The organism is Pseudoalteromonas qingdaonensis (assembly GCF_038739665.1).
Classification (GTDB): domain Bacteria; phylum Pseudomonadota; class Gammaproteobacteria; order Enterobacterales; family Alteromonadaceae; genus Pseudoalteromonas; species Pseudoalteromonas qingdaonensis.
In genome coordinates this window covers 17,286-36,163 of sequence record NZ_JBCGCU010000011.1, presented here as the reverse complement: position 1 = coordinate 36,163, position 18,878 = coordinate 17,286, and the positions used below count along the sequence as shown (strand labels likewise).

At 51.3% G+C, this 18,878-nt stretch carries 22 protein-coding genes; all 22 read left to right on the top strand.

Annotated features, from left to right (window positions below; all coding sequences use genetic code 11):
* Positions 1-317: 317 nt before the first annotated feature.
* The 22 genes from dapA to WCN91_RS10630 all read left to right on the top strand — a co-directional run bounded on the left by dapA (position 318) and on the right by WCN91_RS10630 (position 18,834).
* On the top strand, positions 318-1,235 hold the full coding sequence (dapA, locus tag WCN91_RS10735) for a 4-hydroxy-tetrahydrodipicolinate synthase (RefSeq protein WP_342678910.1): 918 nt from the start codon (positions 318-320) through the stop codon (positions 1,233-1,235).
* Positions 1,236-1,350: 115 nt separating this feature from the next.
* Entirely contained in the window at positions 1,351-2,061 is a 711-nt protein-coding gene (locus tag WCN91_RS10730; protein WP_342678909.1) for a beta-ketoacyl synthase chain length factor, read from the top strand.
* Positions 2,054-2,839, top strand: a complete 786-nt coding sequence (locus tag WCN91_RS10725) for a lysophospholipid acyltransferase family protein (protein WP_342678908.1) — start codon at positions 2,054-2,056, stop codon at positions 2,837-2,839. Before WCN91_RS10730 ends, WCN91_RS10725 begins: the two co-directional genes overlap by 8 nt.
* A complete protein-coding gene (locus WCN91_RS10720) occupies positions 2,836-3,099 on the top strand; it encodes a phosphopantetheine-binding protein (protein ID WP_105189045.1) in 264 nt (87 codons plus the stop codon). Before WCN91_RS10725 ends, WCN91_RS10720 begins: the two co-directional genes overlap by 4 nt.
* Positions 3,100-3,113: 14 nt before the next feature.
* On the top strand, positions 3,114-3,359 hold the full coding sequence (locus WCN91_RS10715) for an acyl carrier protein (RefSeq protein WP_342678905.1): 246 nt from the start codon (positions 3,114-3,116) through the stop codon (positions 3,357-3,359).
* A 2-nt stretch (positions 3,360-3,361) separates the two neighbouring features.
* Positions 3,362-3,931 (top strand): COG4648 family protein, encoded by a 570-nt coding sequence (locus WCN91_RS10710; protein WP_342678904.1) that lies wholly within the window; start codon positions 3,362-3,364, stop codon positions 3,929-3,931.
* Positions 3,924-5,261 carry an AMP-binding protein gene (locus tag WCN91_RS10705; protein ID WP_342678903.1) on the top strand — a complete coding sequence of 446 codons (1,338 nt, stop codon included), beginning with the start codon at positions 3,924-3,926 and terminating at the stop codon, positions 5,259-5,261. The genes WCN91_RS10710 and WCN91_RS10705 overlap by 8 nt, the downstream gene beginning before the upstream one ends.
* Positions 5,254-5,607: an ApeI family dehydratase gene (locus tag WCN91_RS10700; RefSeq protein WP_342678902.1), complete on the top strand. Its 354-nt coding sequence runs from the start codon at positions 5,254-5,256 to the stop codon at positions 5,605-5,607. Before WCN91_RS10705 ends, WCN91_RS10700 begins: the two co-directional genes overlap by 8 nt.
* Positions 5,608-5,610: 3 nt before the next feature.
* Complete coding sequence (locus tag WCN91_RS10695) at positions 5,611-6,351, top strand: glycosyltransferase family 2 protein (RefSeq protein WP_342678900.1); 741 nt, start codon at positions 5,611-5,613, stop codon at positions 6,349-6,351.
* A 10-nt stretch (positions 6,352-6,361) separates the two neighbouring features.
* Positions 6,362-7,309 (top strand): lysophospholipid acyltransferase family protein, encoded by a 948-nt coding sequence (locus tag WCN91_RS10690; protein ID WP_342678898.1) that lies wholly within the window; start codon positions 6,362-6,364, stop codon positions 7,307-7,309.
* Between the two features lie 3 nt (positions 7,310-7,312).
* Positions 7,313-8,857, top strand: coding sequence for an HAL/PAL/TAL family ammonia-lyase (locus WCN91_RS10685; protein ID WP_342678896.1), 1,545 nt, complete (start codon positions 7,313-7,315; stop codon positions 8,855-8,857).
* A complete protein-coding gene (locus WCN91_RS10680; RefSeq protein WP_342678894.1) occupies positions 8,850-9,275 on the top strand; it encodes an acyl-CoA thioesterase in 426 nt (141 codons plus the stop codon). The genes WCN91_RS10685 and WCN91_RS10680 overlap by 8 nt, the downstream gene beginning before the upstream one ends.
* Positions 9,275-9,832 carry a LolA family protein gene (locus tag WCN91_RS10675; protein WP_342678892.1) on the top strand — a complete coding sequence of 186 codons (558 nt, stop codon included), beginning with the start codon at positions 9,275-9,277 and terminating at the stop codon, positions 9,830-9,832. Before WCN91_RS10680 ends, WCN91_RS10675 begins: the two co-directional genes overlap by 1 nt.
* Before the next feature lie 2 nt (positions 9,833-9,834).
* Complete coding sequence (locus WCN91_RS10670; protein WP_342678890.1) at positions 9,835-12,105, top strand: MMPL family transporter; 2,271 nt, start codon at positions 9,835-9,837, stop codon at positions 12,103-12,105.
* The gene (locus tag WCN91_RS10665; RefSeq protein ID WP_342678888.1) at positions 12,095-13,345 is read left to right on the top strand and encodes an NAD(P)/FAD-dependent oxidoreductase; all 1,251 of its coding nucleotides are present in this window, start codon (positions 12,095-12,097) and stop codon (positions 13,343-13,345) included. The genes WCN91_RS10670 and WCN91_RS10665 overlap by 11 nt, the downstream gene beginning before the upstream one ends.
* Positions 13,345-13,914, top strand: coding sequence for a DUF3261 domain-containing protein (locus WCN91_RS10660; protein WP_342678886.1), 570 nt, complete (start codon positions 13,345-13,347; stop codon positions 13,912-13,914). Before WCN91_RS10665 ends, WCN91_RS10660 begins: the two co-directional genes overlap by 1 nt.
* A complete protein-coding gene (locus WCN91_RS10655; RefSeq protein WP_342678884.1) occupies positions 13,911-15,131 on the top strand; it encodes a beta-ketoacyl-ACP synthase in 1,221 nt (406 codons plus the stop codon). The genes WCN91_RS10660 and WCN91_RS10655 overlap by 4 nt, the downstream gene beginning before the upstream one ends.
* Positions 15,124-15,579 (top strand): hotdog family protein, encoded by a 456-nt coding sequence (locus WCN91_RS10650; protein ID WP_342678882.1) that lies wholly within the window; start codon positions 15,124-15,126, stop codon positions 15,577-15,579. Before WCN91_RS10655 ends, WCN91_RS10650 begins: the two co-directional genes overlap by 8 nt.
* Positions 15,576-16,301 (top strand): 3-ketoacyl-ACP reductase FabG2, encoded by a 726-nt coding sequence (locus tag WCN91_RS10645; protein ID WP_342678880.1) that lies wholly within the window; start codon positions 15,576-15,578, stop codon positions 16,299-16,301. Before WCN91_RS10650 ends, WCN91_RS10645 begins: the two co-directional genes overlap by 4 nt.
* The gene (locus WCN91_RS10640) at positions 16,301-17,518 is read left to right on the top strand and encodes a beta-ketoacyl-ACP synthase (protein WP_342678877.1); all 1,218 of its coding nucleotides are present in this window, start codon (positions 16,301-16,303) and stop codon (positions 17,516-17,518) included. Before WCN91_RS10645 ends, WCN91_RS10640 begins: the two co-directional genes overlap by 1 nt.
* A gap of 3 nt (positions 17,519-17,521) precedes the next feature.
* Positions 17,522-18,403 carry a MipA/OmpV family protein gene (locus WCN91_RS10635; RefSeq protein WP_342678875.1) on the top strand — a complete coding sequence of 294 codons (882 nt, stop codon included), beginning with the start codon at positions 17,522-17,524 and terminating at the stop codon, positions 18,401-18,403.
* Between the two features lie 2 nt (positions 18,404-18,405).
* Positions 18,406-18,834, top strand: coding sequence for an excinuclease ABC subunit A (locus tag WCN91_RS10630; protein WP_342678873.1), 429 nt, complete (start codon positions 18,406-18,408; stop codon positions 18,832-18,834).
* Positions 18,835-18,878: the final 44 nt, after the last annotated feature.

The window sequence follows — 18,878 nt, the reverse complement described above, 5'->3', positions numbered from 1 at the left end:
CGTTTGAATATGATTAAATTAGGGTCTGTTGACCTTTGTTGTTTGTTTCTGCAGCAGTTTGTAGTGAATTTATACAAGGCGGCACATGTGTAGTGTAGTATTCTACATAAACATGTAACAACACAGTAGAAATGCGCTACAAGCGCTGCCCTACGGGTTCATCTAAACGCATCCTGCTCTGTGTTGCTCGCTATGAACATAGAATGACTATGCATCATAACGAGCGTCGTGATCAGAATGCGTTTAGATTGAACATAAAGTAAACCGCAAAGATAAACAGACCCTAGTTAAAATAGTTAGTGAGAGAAGCCAATAGTATGGGAATTATGGAGCAATTAAGACAGGCACGAGTGATCACGGCGATAAAAACCCCGTATAACGATGATGGCGAAATTTGCCTGGAAACCTTTGATTCCTTGGTTGAGCGCCAGATTGCCGCTGGTGTTGATGGCATAGTTGTTGGCGGTACCACAGGCGAAGGGCAACTGATGAACTGGGAAGAGCATTTAATGCTGATTGCCCATAGCGTCGCCACCTTTGCCGAACGTATCTTGATTATCGGTAACACTGGCAGCAACAACACCCGTGAAGCTATTAAAGCCACTAAATACGGTTTTGCGACCGGCATGCATGCCGCCTTGCAGATCAATCCTTACTATGGCCGTACCTCTGAGCTGGGCTTACAAGCCCATTTTAATGCCGTACTCGATATCGGTCCTGCTTTTATCTATAACGTTCCTGGACGTACATTTCAGGATCTCACCCCTGAATTTATCGGCTCATTGGCACGGCACAAAAACTTTATCGGTATGAAAGAGTGCCAGGGCAACGAGCGCATTGCCGCCTATGAGCGCCAAGGTATCGCCTGTTGGTCAGGTAATGATGATGAAGCCCATGATGCGGTGCATCAGCACGGTGCTCATGGTGTGATCTCTGTGGCCACTAACCTGATCCCTGAGCTGTTTTGTGACTTGTTGAAATCACCTCAACCTGAGCTCAACGCCGAGCTTACGCCGCTGATGAATTGGCTGTTTTGTGAGCCTAACCCCATTGCCATTAACACGGCTTTGGCGATGACAGGCGCGGTAAAACCCGTACTGCGTTTGCCTTATGTGCCATTAACACAAAAACAACAAGAACAGGGGGTTGCACTGATGGCTAAATTGGACAAAAAACACCTAGTTGGTGAGCAAACAGCGGCCATCATCGCTGAAAATGCGTTTAAATTGTACTAATTAGCCAAGCGGTAACATTTAAAGACTTAACAGCCGGTTAATTGTACCGGCTTTTTTGCTATTTTTTTTTCGATCCATTACTATTTGCGCCTTGTAAAAAAACGGACTTTTGGCGATGAAGTGTGCTGTCGAAAAGTTGGCCGTATATGCGGCGCAGCCAGCCTCAACAGAAAATATTGAGCTCAATAAAATCTTAGATGCATTGGCGTCAGAATTTATTGCGCTTGATGTCAGCTGGGTCAAACCTATTCAGCGCCGCCGTTTAAGCGCTTTTGCCAAGATGATCCTCAGTTGTGCCCATAAGGTAAACCCTGATGCGCAGCCGATGCCGATTATTTTCTCCTCCCGCCATGGCGACCTGCATAAAACTTCGGACTTGTTGGCACAACTACAAGCGCAAGAACCCTTATCACCTACTCAATTTGGCTTATCCGTTCACAATGCCGTAGCCGGACTGCTATCAATTCTGACCAATAACAAGGCGCCGATTGTCGCCTTGGCCGGTGGTAATAACAGCATTAACAGCGCCCTGTGCGAGGCCTATATTCAGCTACAGGAGCCGGAGATAGAAAGGGTTGTGGTGATCCATGCTGATCAAACCTTGCCCGAGTTGTATCAGGAGTTTGCCGATGAGCCGCAAGTGGATCATTGCCTTGCCTTAGTACTGAGCACGAACCCAGAGGTTATAAACCAGAGTACCACCTTGCGCCTAGAACAGAGCGATGGCAAAGCCAAGCCTGGTGTGGTGCCAGCGCTGCGTTTAGCACAGGCCCTGCACGAGCAAGAAAGCATTGAACTTAGTGGCTGGCGGTTACACCATGATTAGCAAGCTCAACTATTGTTGGCGGGTGCTTGGCACCGGTTTTTGTTTTGCCCTCTTTGGTCTCGGTGGTATGATCTTAAGCCTGACCATCTTGCCTTTGCAGCGGTTAATTTACCGGCAAACCGAGGTGCGTCAGCGCAAGGCGCGAAAGCTGGTGCATTACACTTTTCGCTTTTTTGTGGCCGTGATGGATACCTTGGGGGTGATAGGTTTTCACGTTCACAACCGCGATGCTTTTAAAAACTTACGTGGACAATTGATCCTTGCCAATCATCCGAGTTTAATCGATGTGGTGGTGCTAATTGCCTCTGTGCCAAGAGCTGATTGCGTGGTTAAGGCGCATTTGTTTAAAAACCCCTTTATGCGCGGCGTTATTCAAAGCACCGGTTATATCAGCAATGATGATCCCGAAGGCTTGCTGGTGGATTGTTGTCGCTCGCTAGCTGCGGGCAATAATTTGATTATTTTCCCCGAGGGAACACGTTCAGACAAAGGCTCACTGCAAAAATTTAAACGCGGGGCTGCCAATATCGCTTTGCGCTGTGGTTTACCCTCGGCCTCGGTGATCACCTCGGTGCTGATCACCATGAAGCCTAGCACCCTGACCAAGGGCACGCCCTGGTATAAGGTGGCACCGAAGAAAGCGCATTTTTCAATGCATATAGCCGCCGAGCAACCGCAGCCCTGGCAGGGCCATGAGCATGAACCCATGAGCATGCAGTCGCGGGGCTTGACCAAACACTTAGAAACTTATTTTCATAATCAAGTAGCGAATTTATGAGTGATTTAAAACTAGAACTAAAACAACTAATTATTACCAGCTTAGATCTGGAAGACATCGAAGTAGCAGACATAGATGACAGTGAGCCGCTGTTCATTGACGGTCTTGGCCTAGATAGTATCGATGCACTGGAATTGGGTCTGGCTATTAAAAAGGCATTCGATGTAAAAATCGACGCTAACTCAGAACAAACGAAGGCTCACTTTGCATCTATCAATGCATTGGCCGAGTTTATTGAACAATCGCGCAACAACGCTTAATAGTGGAATAGAAGATGAAAACTGCTGCTGAAATTTATGACGTATTACGTGGCATTTTAGAGAATGACTTTGAAATTGACGCCGACGACATCAGTATGGAAGCCAACCTTTACGAAGAGCTGGACTTAGACAGTATCGACGCCGTTGATTTGGTTGTGAAACTAAGAGAAATCACCGGCAAGAAAATCGAGCCGGAAGCCTTTAAACAGGTGCGTACCGTAGCGGACGTAGTAAAAGAAGTAGAACAACTCGTTAATTAATCATGCTCAAAGGCATAGTGAATGCACTGATCTCCTTGTGCCTGCTGGCTTATCCAGTCTTGGTTTACTTGGGGTTAAGCCGGGGGTATGAGCAACAGGTAGCCTGGCTGTTGGCGGCCTTATTAACAGGGCGCGTGCTGTTGGCGCTGCGCCACAAGGCTATTGGCAATTGGCTCTTACCTATCTCTGCCGTTGGCTTGCTCTTGGTATTGATGGCGCTGATGCGTGGCTCATCCCTGTGGCTGCAACTTTATCCGGTTATGGTGAACCTGATTATGGCCATCACCTTTGCCCTGAGTTTGCTGCAAAAGCAGAGCATGGTGGAGCGTTTTGCCCGCTTGCAGGAGCCACAGCTCAGTGAGCAAGGCGTTCGCTATACCCGCAAGGTGACCATGATCTGGTGCGCGTTTTTTGTGCTCAATGGTATCGCCGCCACCTACACGGTGTGGCTTGGTGATGTGGCTTTGTGGACCTGGTATAACGGCTTTATTGCCTATGTGCTTATCGGTCTTTTGGCCGCCAGCGAATGGACCTATCGGCTGTGGTTAAAAAGGCAGGGCAAGCTTGTATAACTTAAAACATCTGCTCAGTGAGCACATGGCCAGCCGTGACGGCTGTGCTTTTAGCAGCGCCCAATTTCTGGCTTTAGTCGAGGGTTTTTATCGCCGTTATGCGTCCCTTGAAGCCGGCTCCTCGGTGTTGTTATATCACAGTGATAGCATAGAGTTTGCCGCGCGTTTGCTGGCGTTGGCGCAATTACCGGTGGATATTATTTTACCGCCTAACAACCAACCCCAGACTTTGTGCGACCTGCAAGCGAGCACCCACTTGTATGCAGGAGATCTACAAGGAAATTGCCCACCGGCTTTTACCTCTGTGGACGCTTTAAGCCCAGATCTTGCCTTAGCCGATGATTTACATTGGCCGGGTATGATCAGAGATGCTGGTAGATTGGTGTTTTTCACCTCGGGCTCCAGTGGTCCCGCCAAGGCCATATATAAATCTTGGGATGCCATTAACCTTGAGCTGCAGACCCTAGAGCAGTCTTTCAAAGGTACCGAGCAGCAGTCGCTGTCATTTATTGCCATGGTCTCGCACCAGCATATTTATGGGCTGTTATTTAAACTGCTGTGGCCAATGCGTTACGGTCACTTTTTTGAAGCCAGTAGTTACCAATACCCGGAGCATTTAGCCAAGCGACTTAGTGAAAACCAGCGTTGGCTGGTGGTGGCCTCGCCAGCCCAGCTATCCCGGCTTGTGGATGACAATGTTCTGGTGGCGAAGCGTGCACAGATAGAGCGCATATTTTCCTCCGGTGGACCCTTGGCGGACGCCGATGCCATTACCTTGGCCGAGCAGTTTCGCCAAGGCGTAGTGCAGGTTTATGGCAGCACCGAAACCGGCGGCATAGGCTATCGCAGTGTGCTTTCGACGGCGGCAACGCCTTGGCAGCCTTTTGCTGGCATCAGCCTAAGGACAGACGAGGGCCGCTTGGTGCTGCAATCCCCCTTGATTGACGAGCCAATCCGGCTGTTGGATGACAAGGGCCAGGTCTTAGATGATGGCCGTTTCTTATTACTTGGGCGCGCCGACAGAACCGTGAAGGTCGCGGAAAAGCGGGTCGATCTGGTTGGTATGGAAGCGCGCTTACGCCAGCATCCCCTAGTGCGCGCCTGTGCGCTTCTGCAACTGCCAACGGGGCGTTTAGGTGCCCTGGTGGCGCTAAGCACTGACGCCAAGGAGCAAGTGCCCTCGAAGGAAGTCACTGTGCAATTAAAGGTCTGGCTGGGGCAGGAGTTTGAAGCCGTGTGTGTGCCGCGTAAATGGCGTTATTTTGAGCAGCTGCCGTACAACAGTCAGGGCAAGCTGATTTATTCGCAATTGGAGCAATATTTTGTCTGATCTAGTGATAACCGAGCCGCAAGTCCGCGCCATTGAACAAACGGACGACCAGGTTGCGCTGACCTTATACTTACAACCCGAGCTTGATTATTTTCGTGGTCACTTTCCCGGTGCGCCTATCCTTGCCGGCGTTGTCCAGCTTGATTGGGCGGTGCAGTATGCCCGCCAACATCTGGGCATGGAAGGGGAGATAGCCGATATCGAGGTATTGAAATTTCAGGTGGTGATGACTCCTGGGCTGGAAGTGACCCTGCATTTGGCGAAGAAAAATAACGAAAAGGCACTTTTTAGTTATCATTCCGAAAAAGGCCAGCATGCCAGTGGCCGCCTGGTGTTTGTGAGTTAAGCCATGAACCTGTGTATCGTCATCCCCAACTACAACCATACCCATGCTATTGACCAGGTGCTGGCCCAATTGTATGGCGCCGGTTACAAGATAGTCATGGTCGATGATGGCAGTAACGCCGAAGCGCAACGCTATTTTGATGAGTTGGCACCTCGCTATCCGCAGCTCACGTTGCTGCGTCACCAGGTTAACCAAGGCAAGGGGGGGGCGGTGCAAACCGGTCTGCGCTGGGCATATGAAAACGGTTACAGCCATGCCCTGCAGGTTGATGCCGATGGCCAACACTGTCTCGCGGACATCGACCGCCTGGTGGAATGTTCCCGGGAAAATCCAGAGGCCATTATCAGTGGTCGCCCCGTGTATGACGAGTCGGTGCCCAAACACAGATATTTGAGTCGCTATATCACCCATGTATGGGTCTGGATAGAAACCCTGAGTCTGTCTATTAAAGACTCCATGTGCGGCTTTCGCGTTTACCCCTTGGCGCCTTGTATGGCGCTTTTTGAGCGCTGTGAGCTGGGTAAGCGCATGGACTTTGATATTGAAATCATGGTGCGCATGTATTGGCGCGGTACGCCTTCGCGTTTTGTCGACACCCAAGTGATTTACCCCGAAGACGGGGTGTCGCATTTTCAGCCCCTGGCCGATAATATCAAGATCAGCTGGCTGCACACCCGGTTGTTTTTCGGCATGTTGGTGCGCCTGCCCAAATTGCTGTGGCGTAAGCTCAGTGGTCAAAGGTAAGCGGCGCGATATGAGCGAGCAACATTGGTCAAAAACCCAAGAGCGCGGCAGCTACATAGGTATGCAGTTTTTACTTGGCGTTTATAAGCTCTTTGGCCGCAGAGTGCTTTGGCTGTTTATGTTTGTGGTGGTGTTTTATTTTTATGTCAGCGGCAGAAAAGCACGCTATGCGTCCCTTGATTACTGGCGCCGTTTGCATAAGTTTGACTCCAGTCAACCTAAGCCTGGTTTTGGCACCGGGTTAAAACATTTTTGTACCTTTGCCGACAGCGCCTTTGATAAGATTGATGCCTGGCTTGGGCGTATTACCCCAGCGCAATTGCATTATCAGAATCAGCATGTGTTCGATGACTTGGTGGCCCGCCGCCAGGGCGCCATTTTTATCGGCTCGCACTTGGGTAACCTGGAAGTATGCCGGGCCTTGGGCATGCGTCATCAAAACTGTGTGATCAATGTACTGGTGTTTACCGAGCATGCGGTGGAGTTTAATCGCACCTTACAGCGCATTAACCCCAATGTCAGCGTCAACCTTATTCAGGTCAGCGATATGGGCCCGGATCTGGCGATTTTACTTAAAAGCAAGGTCGAGCAGGGTGAGTTTGTGGTGATTGTGGGCGATCGCACCAGCACCAGTGCGGTTGGGCGGGTGCACTATGCGTCCTTCCTTGGTGAGCCGGCGCCTTTTGCGCAGGGGCCTTTTATTCTTGCGGCGCTGCTGGAATGCCCAATATACTGGTTATTTTGTACCCGACGCGGTGATGGCTTTGATGTGCAGTTTAGTCATTATAGCGATGCCTTGTCTTTGCCGCGTAAAACTCGGCAGCAGGCCTTGGCTCAGGTCATTGATGATTATGCCCAAGAGTTACAGCGCGTGGCGCTGCAATATCCCTATCAATGGTTTAATTTTTACGATTTTTGGCAGCGCGATGAAGACAGCGTGCGCCACAAGGAGAAGTAGTTCGTGTCTAGTAATCAATCCATCGAGTTTGGCGCCCAGCCGCTGCGCATAGAAGATATCGTTGCCTTTGCCCGCTTTGATGCGGTCGCGCACATTAGTAATGACGAGGCCTTGGTGCGTAAAATTGATACGGCGGTGGCCTTTTTAGATGGACTGCTTGAAAAAGAAGGGGTGATCTACGGTGTTACCACAGGCTACGGCGACTCGGTAACCGTGGGTATTCCTCTTGAGCTGGTACAAGAGCTGCCTTTGCACCTCACTCGTTTTCATGGCTGTGGCATGGGCGCGCATTTTTCCCACGCCGAGTCGCGCGCCATTTTAGCAACTCGATTGACCTCGCTGACTCAGGGCTACTCTGGGGTAAGCTGGGAGCTATTACACCTGCTGCGCGATATGCTCAACCATAAAATCCTGCCGCTTATTCCACAAGAGGGCTCGGTGGGCGCCAGTGGCGACCTGACACCGCTTTCTTATGTGGCCGGTGCCTTAGTAGGCGAGCGCGATGTGTATTTTCAAGGCGAAGTGATGGCTGCCAAGGATGCCTTTGCCAAGGTGGGGCTGAAGCCCATCGCCTTGCGCCCTAAAGAAGGCCTGGCCATTATGAATGGCACCGCGGTGATGACAGCCATTGCCTGTCTGGCCTTTGATCGCGCCAATTACCTGCATAAGCTGGCAACCCGTATCACCGCCTTAAGCTCATTGGCGCTTAAGGGCAACAGCCATCATTTCGATGAAATCTTATTCTCGGTGAAGCCACACAGCGGTCAGCAGCAGGTAGCTGCCTGGATCCGTGATGACCTGAATCACCACAGTCATCCACGCAACGCCGAACGTTTGCAGGACCGTTATTCGATTCGCTGCGCGCCCCATGTCATTGGTGTGTTAGCGGACTCCTTGCCTTGGTTGCGTCAGTTTATCGAAAACGAGCTGAATTCAGCTAACGATAACCCTATTATTGATGGCGAGGGCGAGCATGTTTTGCATGGTGGTCACTTCTATGGCGGTCATATCGCCATGGCCATGGACAGCATGAAAACCGCGGTGGCGAATCTGGCCGACCTGGCCGACAGACAAATCGCCTCCTTGGTGGACACCAAGTACAACAATGGCCTGCCAAGCAACCTGAGCGATGCCCATGACGAGCGCAAGTACATCAACCACGGCTTTAAAGCTGTGCAGATCGGTGCTTCCTCCTTTACCGCCGAAGCCTTGAAATTGACCATGCCTGCTAGCGTGTTTTCGCGCTCCACCGAATGTCATAACCAGGATAAGGTGAGCATGGGCACAATAGCTGCTCGCGATTGTATGCGGGTGCTGCAACTCACCGAGCAAGTGCTGGCCTGTACCCTGTTGGCGGCGGTACAAGGGCTGCGTATTCGCATTAATCGTGGTGAGGTGGATGAGCAAGGTTTAAGCACAAATATTCGCACCATGTATAGCGATGTTTGTCGCTATTTTGATAACCTGACTGAGGACAGACCACTGGAGCAGACACTGCGCACCACGGTGGATTACATAGTGCAGCAACGTTGGGACCTATATGAATAATAAAAATGCCTTGCTGGTTAGCTCAGTTGAAATAGAGATCCCCTTTCACGATTGCGATCCCATGAATATAGTCTGGCATGGTAACTATGCCCGCTACCTTGAAGTGGCGCGTTGTGAGTTGCTGCGCAAATTCGATTATGACTATTTGCAAATGCGTGAGTCGGGTTATGCCTGGCCCATAGTCGATATGCGCATAAAATACATAGACTCGGCGCGGTTCACCCAGCGTATACGTGTCGAGGCTTACCTTAAAGAATACGAACAACGCTTAAAAATCGACTATGTGATCTTCGACGTCGCCACCAATAAGCGTCTAACTAAGGCCTATACGGTGCAAGTAGCGGTTGAGGAACAAAGTGGTGAAATGCAATATGTGTCGCCGCCGATTTTAATGCAGAAACTGGCCAAGGTACTGTAATGAAAACGCTTTTAGTCAGTCTATGGCTTACGCTTATGTTTGTGACAAGCGCAGCTGCAAATGAGCCTAAGGTTCAAAGCGAACAGGGCACTTTTAGCCAGGCAAAAACCTTCGCCGGTTTTAACCAACCCTTTATCAGCCAGGGTGAATTTACTTTAAGTGATGAGCAGCTGTTATGGCATACCCTGACACCCATAGATTCATTGCTGAAAATTGATGGCGATGGTGTGTTTGAGCGCCAAGCGGATGGCCAATTTCGCCGTCAAGGCCAGAGCGGACCTTACAGCAGTTTGCTGCAAGCCTTATTAGCCCAAGATAAGACACAGTTGGCGCAGTTCTTTACCAGTAGCGAGGCCGAGTCACCGGCCTCCCTGCTAGAGAAAGAATATTCGTGTCAGCAACTTACCCCCATCACGCAAGAGCTGCAAAGCCTGTTTAGTCACTTTATCAGTTGCTTGGACAGCCAAGCGCAGGTGCGTTTTATTGGCTTGTACGAGCACAGTGGCACGGCCACTGAAATCAGCCTAACCCCTGAGCCCGGTGTAAGCCAAGACTAGTTATGAAACATTGGGTTAGCCGCGCCTTGGTTCTTACTTTAATGCCTCTGCTGCTGGTAGCAGGCATCGCCTTGCTGTGGCAGCTCAAACCCATTGCTATTAAAAGCGATATGCTGGCCTTGTTGACGCCGGTTTCAGATGAGCAAAGCGGTGACAAGCAGGCGCAAGATAAGGCTCAGGGCTTTTACCTGGCCCAGCAGAAGTTGCTCGGCGAGCAGCAACAGCGCCTGGTGTTTTCGCTGCAAGGTGCCAACAGTGAGCAAGCTTATCTAGAGTTGGCTCAAGGTTTGGCGCGCGCAGGCCTGAAAGTGCAAGAGCAGCAGCCGCAGCTAACGCAAATTATCGACTTTTATGCGCCTTATCGCGGTGCTCTGATGAGCCCTGAATATGCTCAGGCCATTGCCGACCCGGCGAAATTTAATCACTACTTTCAGCGCCAATTGGCACAAACTGCCTCGCCCTGGTTAAGCCAGAGCCTAAGCCGGGATATGTCCTTGGCCACTTACAGCTTTGTCAGTACCCTCAGTGGCGAGCAAGCGATGACCCTGGTGGATGGTAAATTACAAGGCCGGGATGAGCAGGGTGAGCCGGTGTGGATTTTGCTCGCGCAAACCCATGAAAGTGTAAGCAGCATCAGTGCTACCGAGCGCACCGCCGCGGCCATAGATGAGCTTTTAAACCAGTTGCAACTAAGCTACCCCCAGGTGCAAGTGCGTCATTCTGGCTTACTGTTTCATAATGCCGAAAATGCCAGCCAAGCCAAATGGGAAATGAACCGCTTTGGTATTGCCAGTATTGTCTTGTTGTCTCTTTTTGTGTTTTTGTCCTTGCGCGGCGTGTGGCCCTTGTGGGTGAGTATGCTGACGGTGAGTACCGCCATACTCAGTGGTCTTTTGGCGCTGTTATTGCTGCGCCAGGAGATACATCTACTGACCTTGGTGTTTGCCACCACCTTGATTGGGGTCGCCATAGATTATGCGTTTCATGCCTTGGCGGATAAAGCGGCGCAGCAAGGCCGATATTCTCACGCTCTTAAACGCGGCCTGCTGTTGGCGCTGTGTTCAACCGCTATCGGCTATTTGTGTTTTCTTAGCGCGCCCTTGGTCTTGCTCCAAGATGTGGCCATCTTTGTGGTCGCCGGTTTAATAGGTGCCTGGGTGTTTACCCGCTTTTGTCTGGCTCCTGTGGCCATGACCTTGAGTTTGCGTGCTTCTGTAGTATCGAGTGCTGAGCTTGGCCTTAAGTGGCAAAGCCAGGCTAGACGCCACAATGGTAAGGTTTATCTTCTTTTGGCGCTGCTTTGCGTGCTGTTGAGCTGGTGGCGTATGCCTGCCAGTAATGACTCCATCGCCAGTTTTAATGCCAGCAGCGCTGATTTGATGGACATCCAAGCTAAGCATCAGATGTATTTACAAGGTTCCGAGCCGGTGCAGCGCTTGATCCTTAAGGGCGAAGATGTGCAGCAGCTGCTTAGGCGCGAAGAGCAAGTTAGTGCCTGGCTGCAAGAGCAAGGTGGCCGTGTTCAGGGCCTTAGCCGCGCCTTGCCGAGCCTGGCGCGTCAGCAAGAGAACGTAGCGGCCTATAATAAGGCGGTGGCAAGCGGTGTATTTACGTCATTGCAGGCCTTTAGCGGCCAAGTAACTGCGCCGACGAGCGCAGTATTATTGGATTATGATGCCTTTATCAGTAGCCCACTTAGTGATGCCTTTAGCGATGTGGTGCAACTCGATGGCGCGGTTTATTCCCTGCTTAATGTCAGCGCCGTCAGTGCAGTGCAGTTGCAAACCTTAGGCGCCCAGGATGATTATGTGGCGATTGTCGATGTGCCGGGGCAGCTCAGTGCCATGTTGGCGCATTTTCATCGTGGTATTCACTTCGCCTTATTATTGGCGACAGTGGCCATTGCGCTGATTTTTGTATTTAGCTTTGGCTGGCGCCCTGGCCTAAAAATGGCGGCCTGGCTGGGGTTGGCTATGGCGCTTATCGTCAGTATTATTGCTCAGTTCAGCACCATATCCGTGTTTCATACCCTGGGGTTAATTTTGGTGTTGGCGCTGGCGGTGGATTACTTTATTTTCTATCGTCAGGGCGGCCACAGTGCCCATACCCTGGTGGCAATCAGCTTGTCGGCGCTGTCGTCGCTGGCGGTTTTTGCCATGTTGATTTTTTCCAAAACGCCTGCAATAAGCCAATTTGGTGGTGCCGTATTACTGGGATTGCTGGTGGTTTACTTTTTGGCACCTTTAAGTATCGAGAATAACAATGACGAATAATGATTATACAGCGGATGTAGTAGTGATCGGTGCGGGCCCATCAGGTGCCCTGGCAAGTGCCTTGTTGCAGCAATTAGGTTGGCAGGTAAAGGTCTTAGAAGGACAGCATTTTCCGCGATTTTCCATAGGCGAGAGCCTGTTACCCCAGTGTATGCACTTTCTCGCCGAGGCCGGCATGGACAAGGTAGTGGACGAGCATGCTGAAGCTTTGGCATTTCAGTTTAAAAATGGCGCCGCCTTTCACTATCGTGGCATAGACACTGAAATCGATTTTACCGATAAATTTAGCCCAGGTCGCGGCACCACTTATCAGATTAAGCGCGCTAACTTCGATAAGCTGCTTGCCGATGCTGCCGCCGCCAAGGGCGTGGATATTAGCTACGGCCACAGAGTACAGGCGATAGTCGAGCAAGAGGATGGCATGCTGCTGACGGTGAGTCAGGGCGAGGAGCTATACCAGTTGCGTAGTCGCTTTGTGCTTGATGCCAGTGGTTTTGGCCGAGTACTGCCTCGTTTATTGGATTTAGATAAGCCCTCCAGTTTACCGTCGCGCAGTGCTTATTTCTGCCATGTTAAAGACGGCATTACTGCCAGTCGTTTTGACCGCAATAAAATTCTGATCAGCGTGCATCCCGAGCACAGGGATATCTGGTATTGGTTGATCCCCTTTGCCGATGGTACTGCAAGCCTGGGCGTGGTGGGCGAGCCTCATCATTTTGATACTTCCATCAGCAATGAGGATAATCTTTGGGCCAAGGTGAAGGCCGAGCCAAATCTGGCTGACCTGCTGGCTGATGCGCAAGCCGTTAACCCAGTGCAAACCCTGGGCGGCTATTCCGCCGATGTATCCAGCCTGTACGGCAAGCATTATGCTTTGCTGGGCAATGCCGGCGAGTTTTTAGACCCTGTTTTTTCATCTGGAGTAACCATAGCGCTTAAGTCTGCTTCCTTGGTTGCGCCCGTGGTAGATGCGCATTTGCGCGGTGAGCAGGCGGACTTTGAAGGCGAGTTTTCTACCCCGCTTAAACGTGGAGTTGGGTGCTTTAAAACCTTCGTTAATGCCTGGTATGACACCCGTTTTCAGGACGTGATTTTTTATCCAGATCAAAGCGATGAAGTGCGTCGTATGATCAGCGCTATCCTTGCTGGTTATGCCTGGGATACAAACAACCCTTATGTGCTGCAAAGCGAGCGCCGACTGGATGTATTGGCGCAATTGTGCTTGATGGAGCCTTGTTAATGCGTTGGCTGGTTTTGCTGCTGTTGTTGGCGCTTAGCGGTTGCGCCAGTTACAACAAGACGGAGCAAGGAGCGCCACAGAGCCTGGTGTCCTTCAGTGCCGAGGTCGGTTTAGCTCTGAGCGCGCCGCCAGTTGAGCTGCTAAATAGCCAGTGGCAAAAGCGTATGTATGTTACCAAGGCACAAACCCAGCAGGCTCTGCTGAGTCAATTGGCCATCAATGGCGAAGGCGAGCTGCGTTTGGCCTTGATGAGCGCCGCCGGTTTACCCGTTTTTACTCTTAGCTACAAGGCCGAGCAAGGCGTGACGGCCCAGCGCTTTATTGCCGCTGAGGATTTGGACCCAAGTTATATCCTGGCCGACATTCAACTGGTGCATTGGCCTGTGGCCCAATTAAATAAGCATTTAAAAGGGGCGCACTTGATTGAATATCGCCAAGACGGCGAGCTTATCCGCGAGCTGCGCCAAAATGACACCAGCTTGCTGGAGATACGTTATGGCGCTGAGGTCATTATCTTGAACAATAAGATTCATCACTACGAGATCCGCTTTGAAGAGGTGAAGCCATGAGTGCATGGTTAAATGATTTAGGCATTGTCAGTGCTCTAGGCACGGATAAGGCGCAGCATTTACAGGCGCTGTATGGCCTTGAAACAACGCCGCTCACCCAGGGCTGTGGCCTGCATTACGGTGAAAAAGAAGGTGAGCAAGAAGCAGAACAGCTAGACCCTTATATGGGCCTGGTGCAGGCAATTCCTTTAACTGCTAAACAGCGCAATAATCGCCTTATAGACCTAGCCTTGCAACAACTAACGCCGACGCTGGCGCGTATGCAAGAACGTTATAGCCCGGCGCGTATCGCCGTGGTTGTCGGTACCAGCACCGCGGATATTTACGACGGTGAGCGGGCCCGTAAACATAAAGCACAAAGCGGCAGCTGGCCTGAGGATTATCATTATCATCAGCAGGCTCTTGATGCACCCGCCGCCTATATCAAGGAAAAACTTGGTTTAGAGGGCATAGCCTACAGTATTTCCACCGCCTGCAGCTCCAGCGCCAAGGCGTTGAGCAGTGCCAAGGGGTTATTGGCCGCTGGTTTGGCCGATGCGGTGATCTGCGGTGGCGCCGACAGCTTGTGTCAGCTGACCATTAATGGCTTTAGCGCCCTGGCGTCGACCAGCAGCGGCCTGTGCCAGCCTTTTGGTGCTGAGCGTGATGGCATTAATATAGGCGAGGGAGCAGCGCTCTTTGTGATGAGTCGCGAGCGCGATTTGGGCGAGAGTTCTTGTGCCCTTTTGGGCAGTGGTGCCAGTTCGGATGCCCACCATATGTCAGCGCCAGAGCCCAGCGGCAGTGGTGCTATTGCCGCCATGCGTCAGGCTTTGGCACAAGCCAAGCTAAGCCCAGCCGAGATAGATTATATTAATGCCCATGGTACGGCGACGCCGAAAAATGATGAAATGGAAGCCAAGGCCATCGCCGAGCTGTTTACTGATGTTGTGCCTGTGAGCTCGACCAAGCATTTAACCGGGCACACCTTGGGCGCTGCTGGCGCTATAGAAGCGGGTTTGTGCTGGCTGCTAATCGAACAACAGCGTTTAGGGGCGCAGGTGCCGTCATCGGTAACACCTTTACCTTGGCACACTGGCTATGCGCTGGATGCCGATTTGGCGCCCATTCAAGTATTACAACAACCAATAATGAAAATTCCAACTATCTGTATGAGTAATTCCTTTGCCTTTGGTGGCAATAATGCCAGTTTAATTATCGGAGCAGTCGATGCGTGATATTGCCATGACAGAGCTTATCGCTCATCGCCCCCCCATGGTGTTAATAGACTCGCTCGTCGCGTTTGACGATGACAGTGCCCATTGTCAGGTGCACATAAGCGAAAATAGCCCTTTTTATGATGCCCAGCTGGGTTCAGTGCCCAGTTATATCGGCAGCGAATATATGGCGCAGGCCATTGCCGCCTATGCCGGTGCCCACGACCTGGAGCAAAGTCGGGATATTAAAATCGGTTTTCTTCTTGGCAGCCGTAAAATTCGCTGCCATAAACCGCGCTTTGACAAGGGCATGCTGTTGGATATTCTGGTTGAACAGGTGATCCAGGACGAGTCCGGCTTAAGTGTGTTCAGTTGCCGCATTGAGCATCAGGGCGACTGCCTGGCCGAGGCCAAAATTAATGTTTTCCAACCCGCGGATCCGATGAAATTTATTAAGGAAAATCAATGAACAGACGTATTTTAGTCACAGGCTCAAGCCGTGGGATAGGTAAGGCCGTGGCGCTGAAACTGGCAGAGCAAGGTTTTGATATTACGCTGCATTGCCGCTCGCAGCTGGCCTTGGCCGAGCAGGTAGCCGAGCAAATTAAGGCCTTAGGCCGAGCCGTTAATATTCTTGTTTTTGATGTCACCGACCGAGCCCAGGCCAAGCAAGAGCTGGAAGCGGATATCGCTGCCAATGGCGCCTATTATGGTGTGGTATGTAATGCCGGCGTTACCCGAGACACCGCCTTTCCGGCGATGACGGACGAGGAATGGGATACTGTGATAAGCACAGGCCTTGATGGTTTTTATAATGTGGTACGCCCTGTGGTGATGCCCATGGTCAGTGCCCGCAAGGGTGGGCGCATTATTACCCTGGCTTCCGTGTCGGGCATTGCCGGAAACCGTGGTCAGGTGAACTACAGTGCCGCCAAGGCGGGTATTATAGGTGCTACTAAGGCGTTATCGCTGGAGCTGGCCAAGCGAAAAATCACGGTAAACTGTGTGGCGCCTGGTTTGATTGAAACCGAGATGACCGCCGAGCTTGATACCAAGATGCTGCTTGAGCATGTGCCGATGCGACGCATGGGCAGTGTTGATGAAGTGGCCGCAACCGTGGCCTTTTTGGCCTCGGATCAGGCGGGTTACATTACCCGTCAGGTTATTTCCGTCAATGGTGGATTAGTATAATGAAACGTGTGGTGATTACGGGCATGTCTTGTATTACGGCCTTGGGCGATGATTGGTCGAGCTTTCGTGCTGCCTTGGAGCGTGGTGAAAACGCCGTGCAAACCATGGAGCAATGGGGTGAGATCAGCGATCTTAATACCAAGCTGGCGGCGCCTGTGACTCATTTTGAGCGCCCGAGCCATTATAAACGCAAAATGGTGCGCTCCATGGGCCGTGTGGCACTTATGGCCACTGTGGCCACCGAGCGCGCCTTGCAACAGGCCGAGCTGTTGGATCATCCGGCACTCACCAATGGCGATACAGGCATTGCCTATGGCTCCTCTACCGGCTCAACGCCACCGCTTATCGCCTTTGCCGACATGATGAAGTCGGGGCAAATGAGCGGCGTGACCGCCACCAGCTATATTCAGATGATGGCGCATACGGCGCCGGTGAATATTGGCGTATTTTTCGGTCTTAAGGGCCGAGTGATCACCACCAGCTCCGCCTGTACCTCTGGCTCTCAAGGCATAGGCTATGCCTATGAAGCCATCAAGTACGGCCGTCAAAAACTGATGGTGGCCGGCGGTGCTGAAGAGCTGTGCGTTACCGAGGCGGCGGTGTTCGACACCTTGTACGCCACCAGTTGCAACAACGATAACCCTAAGGCCACACCACGTCCTTTTGACAGTAAACGGGACGGCTTGGTGATAGGTGAGGGTGCCGGGACTCTTATCTTAGAAGAATACGAGCACGCCAAGGCGCGCGGTGCCACCATATTGGCGGAAATCGTCGGCTTTGGCTGTAACTCCGATGGTCAGCATGTCACTCAGCCTACCAGTGAGACCATGCAGGTGGCCATTGAAATGGCGCTGCAAGACGCCGAGCTTAGTGCCGCGGACATAGGTTATGTTAACGCTCATGGCACCTCCACGGATCGCGGTGATATCGCCGAATCCCATGCAACTTTTAATGCCCTGGGCACCAAACCCATCAGCTCATTAAAGAGCTACCTGGGTCATACCTTGGGAGCTTGTGGGGCGATTGAGGCCTGGGCGAGCATTGAAATGATGCGCGATGGCTGGTTTGCACCTACCATCAACCTGGACTCGGTAGACGAGCAATGCGCGCCACTTGACTACTTAACACAAGGTAAAGAGCTAGATTGTGATTACGTGATGAGTAATAACTTTGCCTTCGGTGGTATTAATACTTCTTTGATCTTTAAGCGAGTTTAAGCCATGCACAAGGGATTGATGGTCTATGTGCTGCTCTTGCTTTGCTCGCTGAACCCCGCGTTTGCCGAGGGGGTTAATGAGGGCAATGTCACAAATACCGCCGACAAGGAAGTGAAAAACACACTTAAGAGCAAGCGCGAGCTGGAACTGGGTGTGGGAACTTTCACCACTTCCTTACCTCATTATCTTGGCTCCAGTGAGCATAACAACTACACCTTGCCCCTGCCTTATGTGCGCTATAGCAGCGAGCGCATGAGTGTTGACCGCAACAGTGCGGTGGGCTATTTGTGGCAAAGCGATAACTGGCACCTGGATGTGTCGGCTACAGCCAGTTTGGCGGTGGATAGCAAGGACAATCAAGCGCGCTCGGGAATGGACGACTTGGATTGGGTATTTGAATTGGGTCCAGCTTTGGATTATTATTTCGCCGGCCAACCTCGTAGTGATAACTATCTGAAAACTGGTTTGTTTGTGCGTAAAGCCTTGGCCACCGATTTTACCTCCCTTGATGATATCGGCTTTCGTATGGGCCCGTATATGCAATGGCAGCACTTGCTGTGGCAAGAAGCTGAGCAGACGGTGAGCATGACCGCCCGCGGCGCTGTTAACTTTGCCAGCAGCCAGTATGTCGATTATTTTTACGGCGTAGATGAGCACCAAAGCACGGTGCAGCGCCAAGCATATAAGCCGCAATCCGGCTACAGCGGCAGCGAGTTGTCAGTGGGCGTAAACTACGACAGCAAACGCTGGTGGTTTGGTGGTTTTGTAAAGTATTACCGCATCAAGGATGCGGTGTGGCGCGACAGCCCCTTGGTTGAGCGACATCATAATCTTGCCTTTGGCATCGGCCTGGCATGGAAGTTTTATAATAGAGAAGGAAATTAATAATGAAAAAATCTGTATTTTTAGCACTGGGCTTGGCATTGACGGCCAATACGGCCATGGCTCGTGACGATATCGGTCAATACAATATTGCCGAGTTGCTGGAAACCAGCAAGGCCAAAGATGTGCTGATTGATGTACCGCTGTATTTCGGTAACCAGGCTTACGGTGATGTGCAGGAAACTTACGGTGAAGTGATGACTAACCAAAAGACCAATGCATTTAATAAGTCTGATAAGGAAGCCTGCCAATGGGTGATGCTTAGCGCCCTTAAGGCCTTGCAGGAGCGCGCCAAGCGTGAGGGCATGAATGCCGTGGTTAATATTCAGTCTTACTATAAAAAGCGTGAATTTGTTAGTGACACCGAATTTGAATGTGGCGCTGGTTTCTTAATGGCGGGTGTGGCTTTAAAAGGCACATTGGTTAAACGTTAAGTAGTTAGCGCTAAGCGCTTGTAATACGTATTCTTATTGCCCGA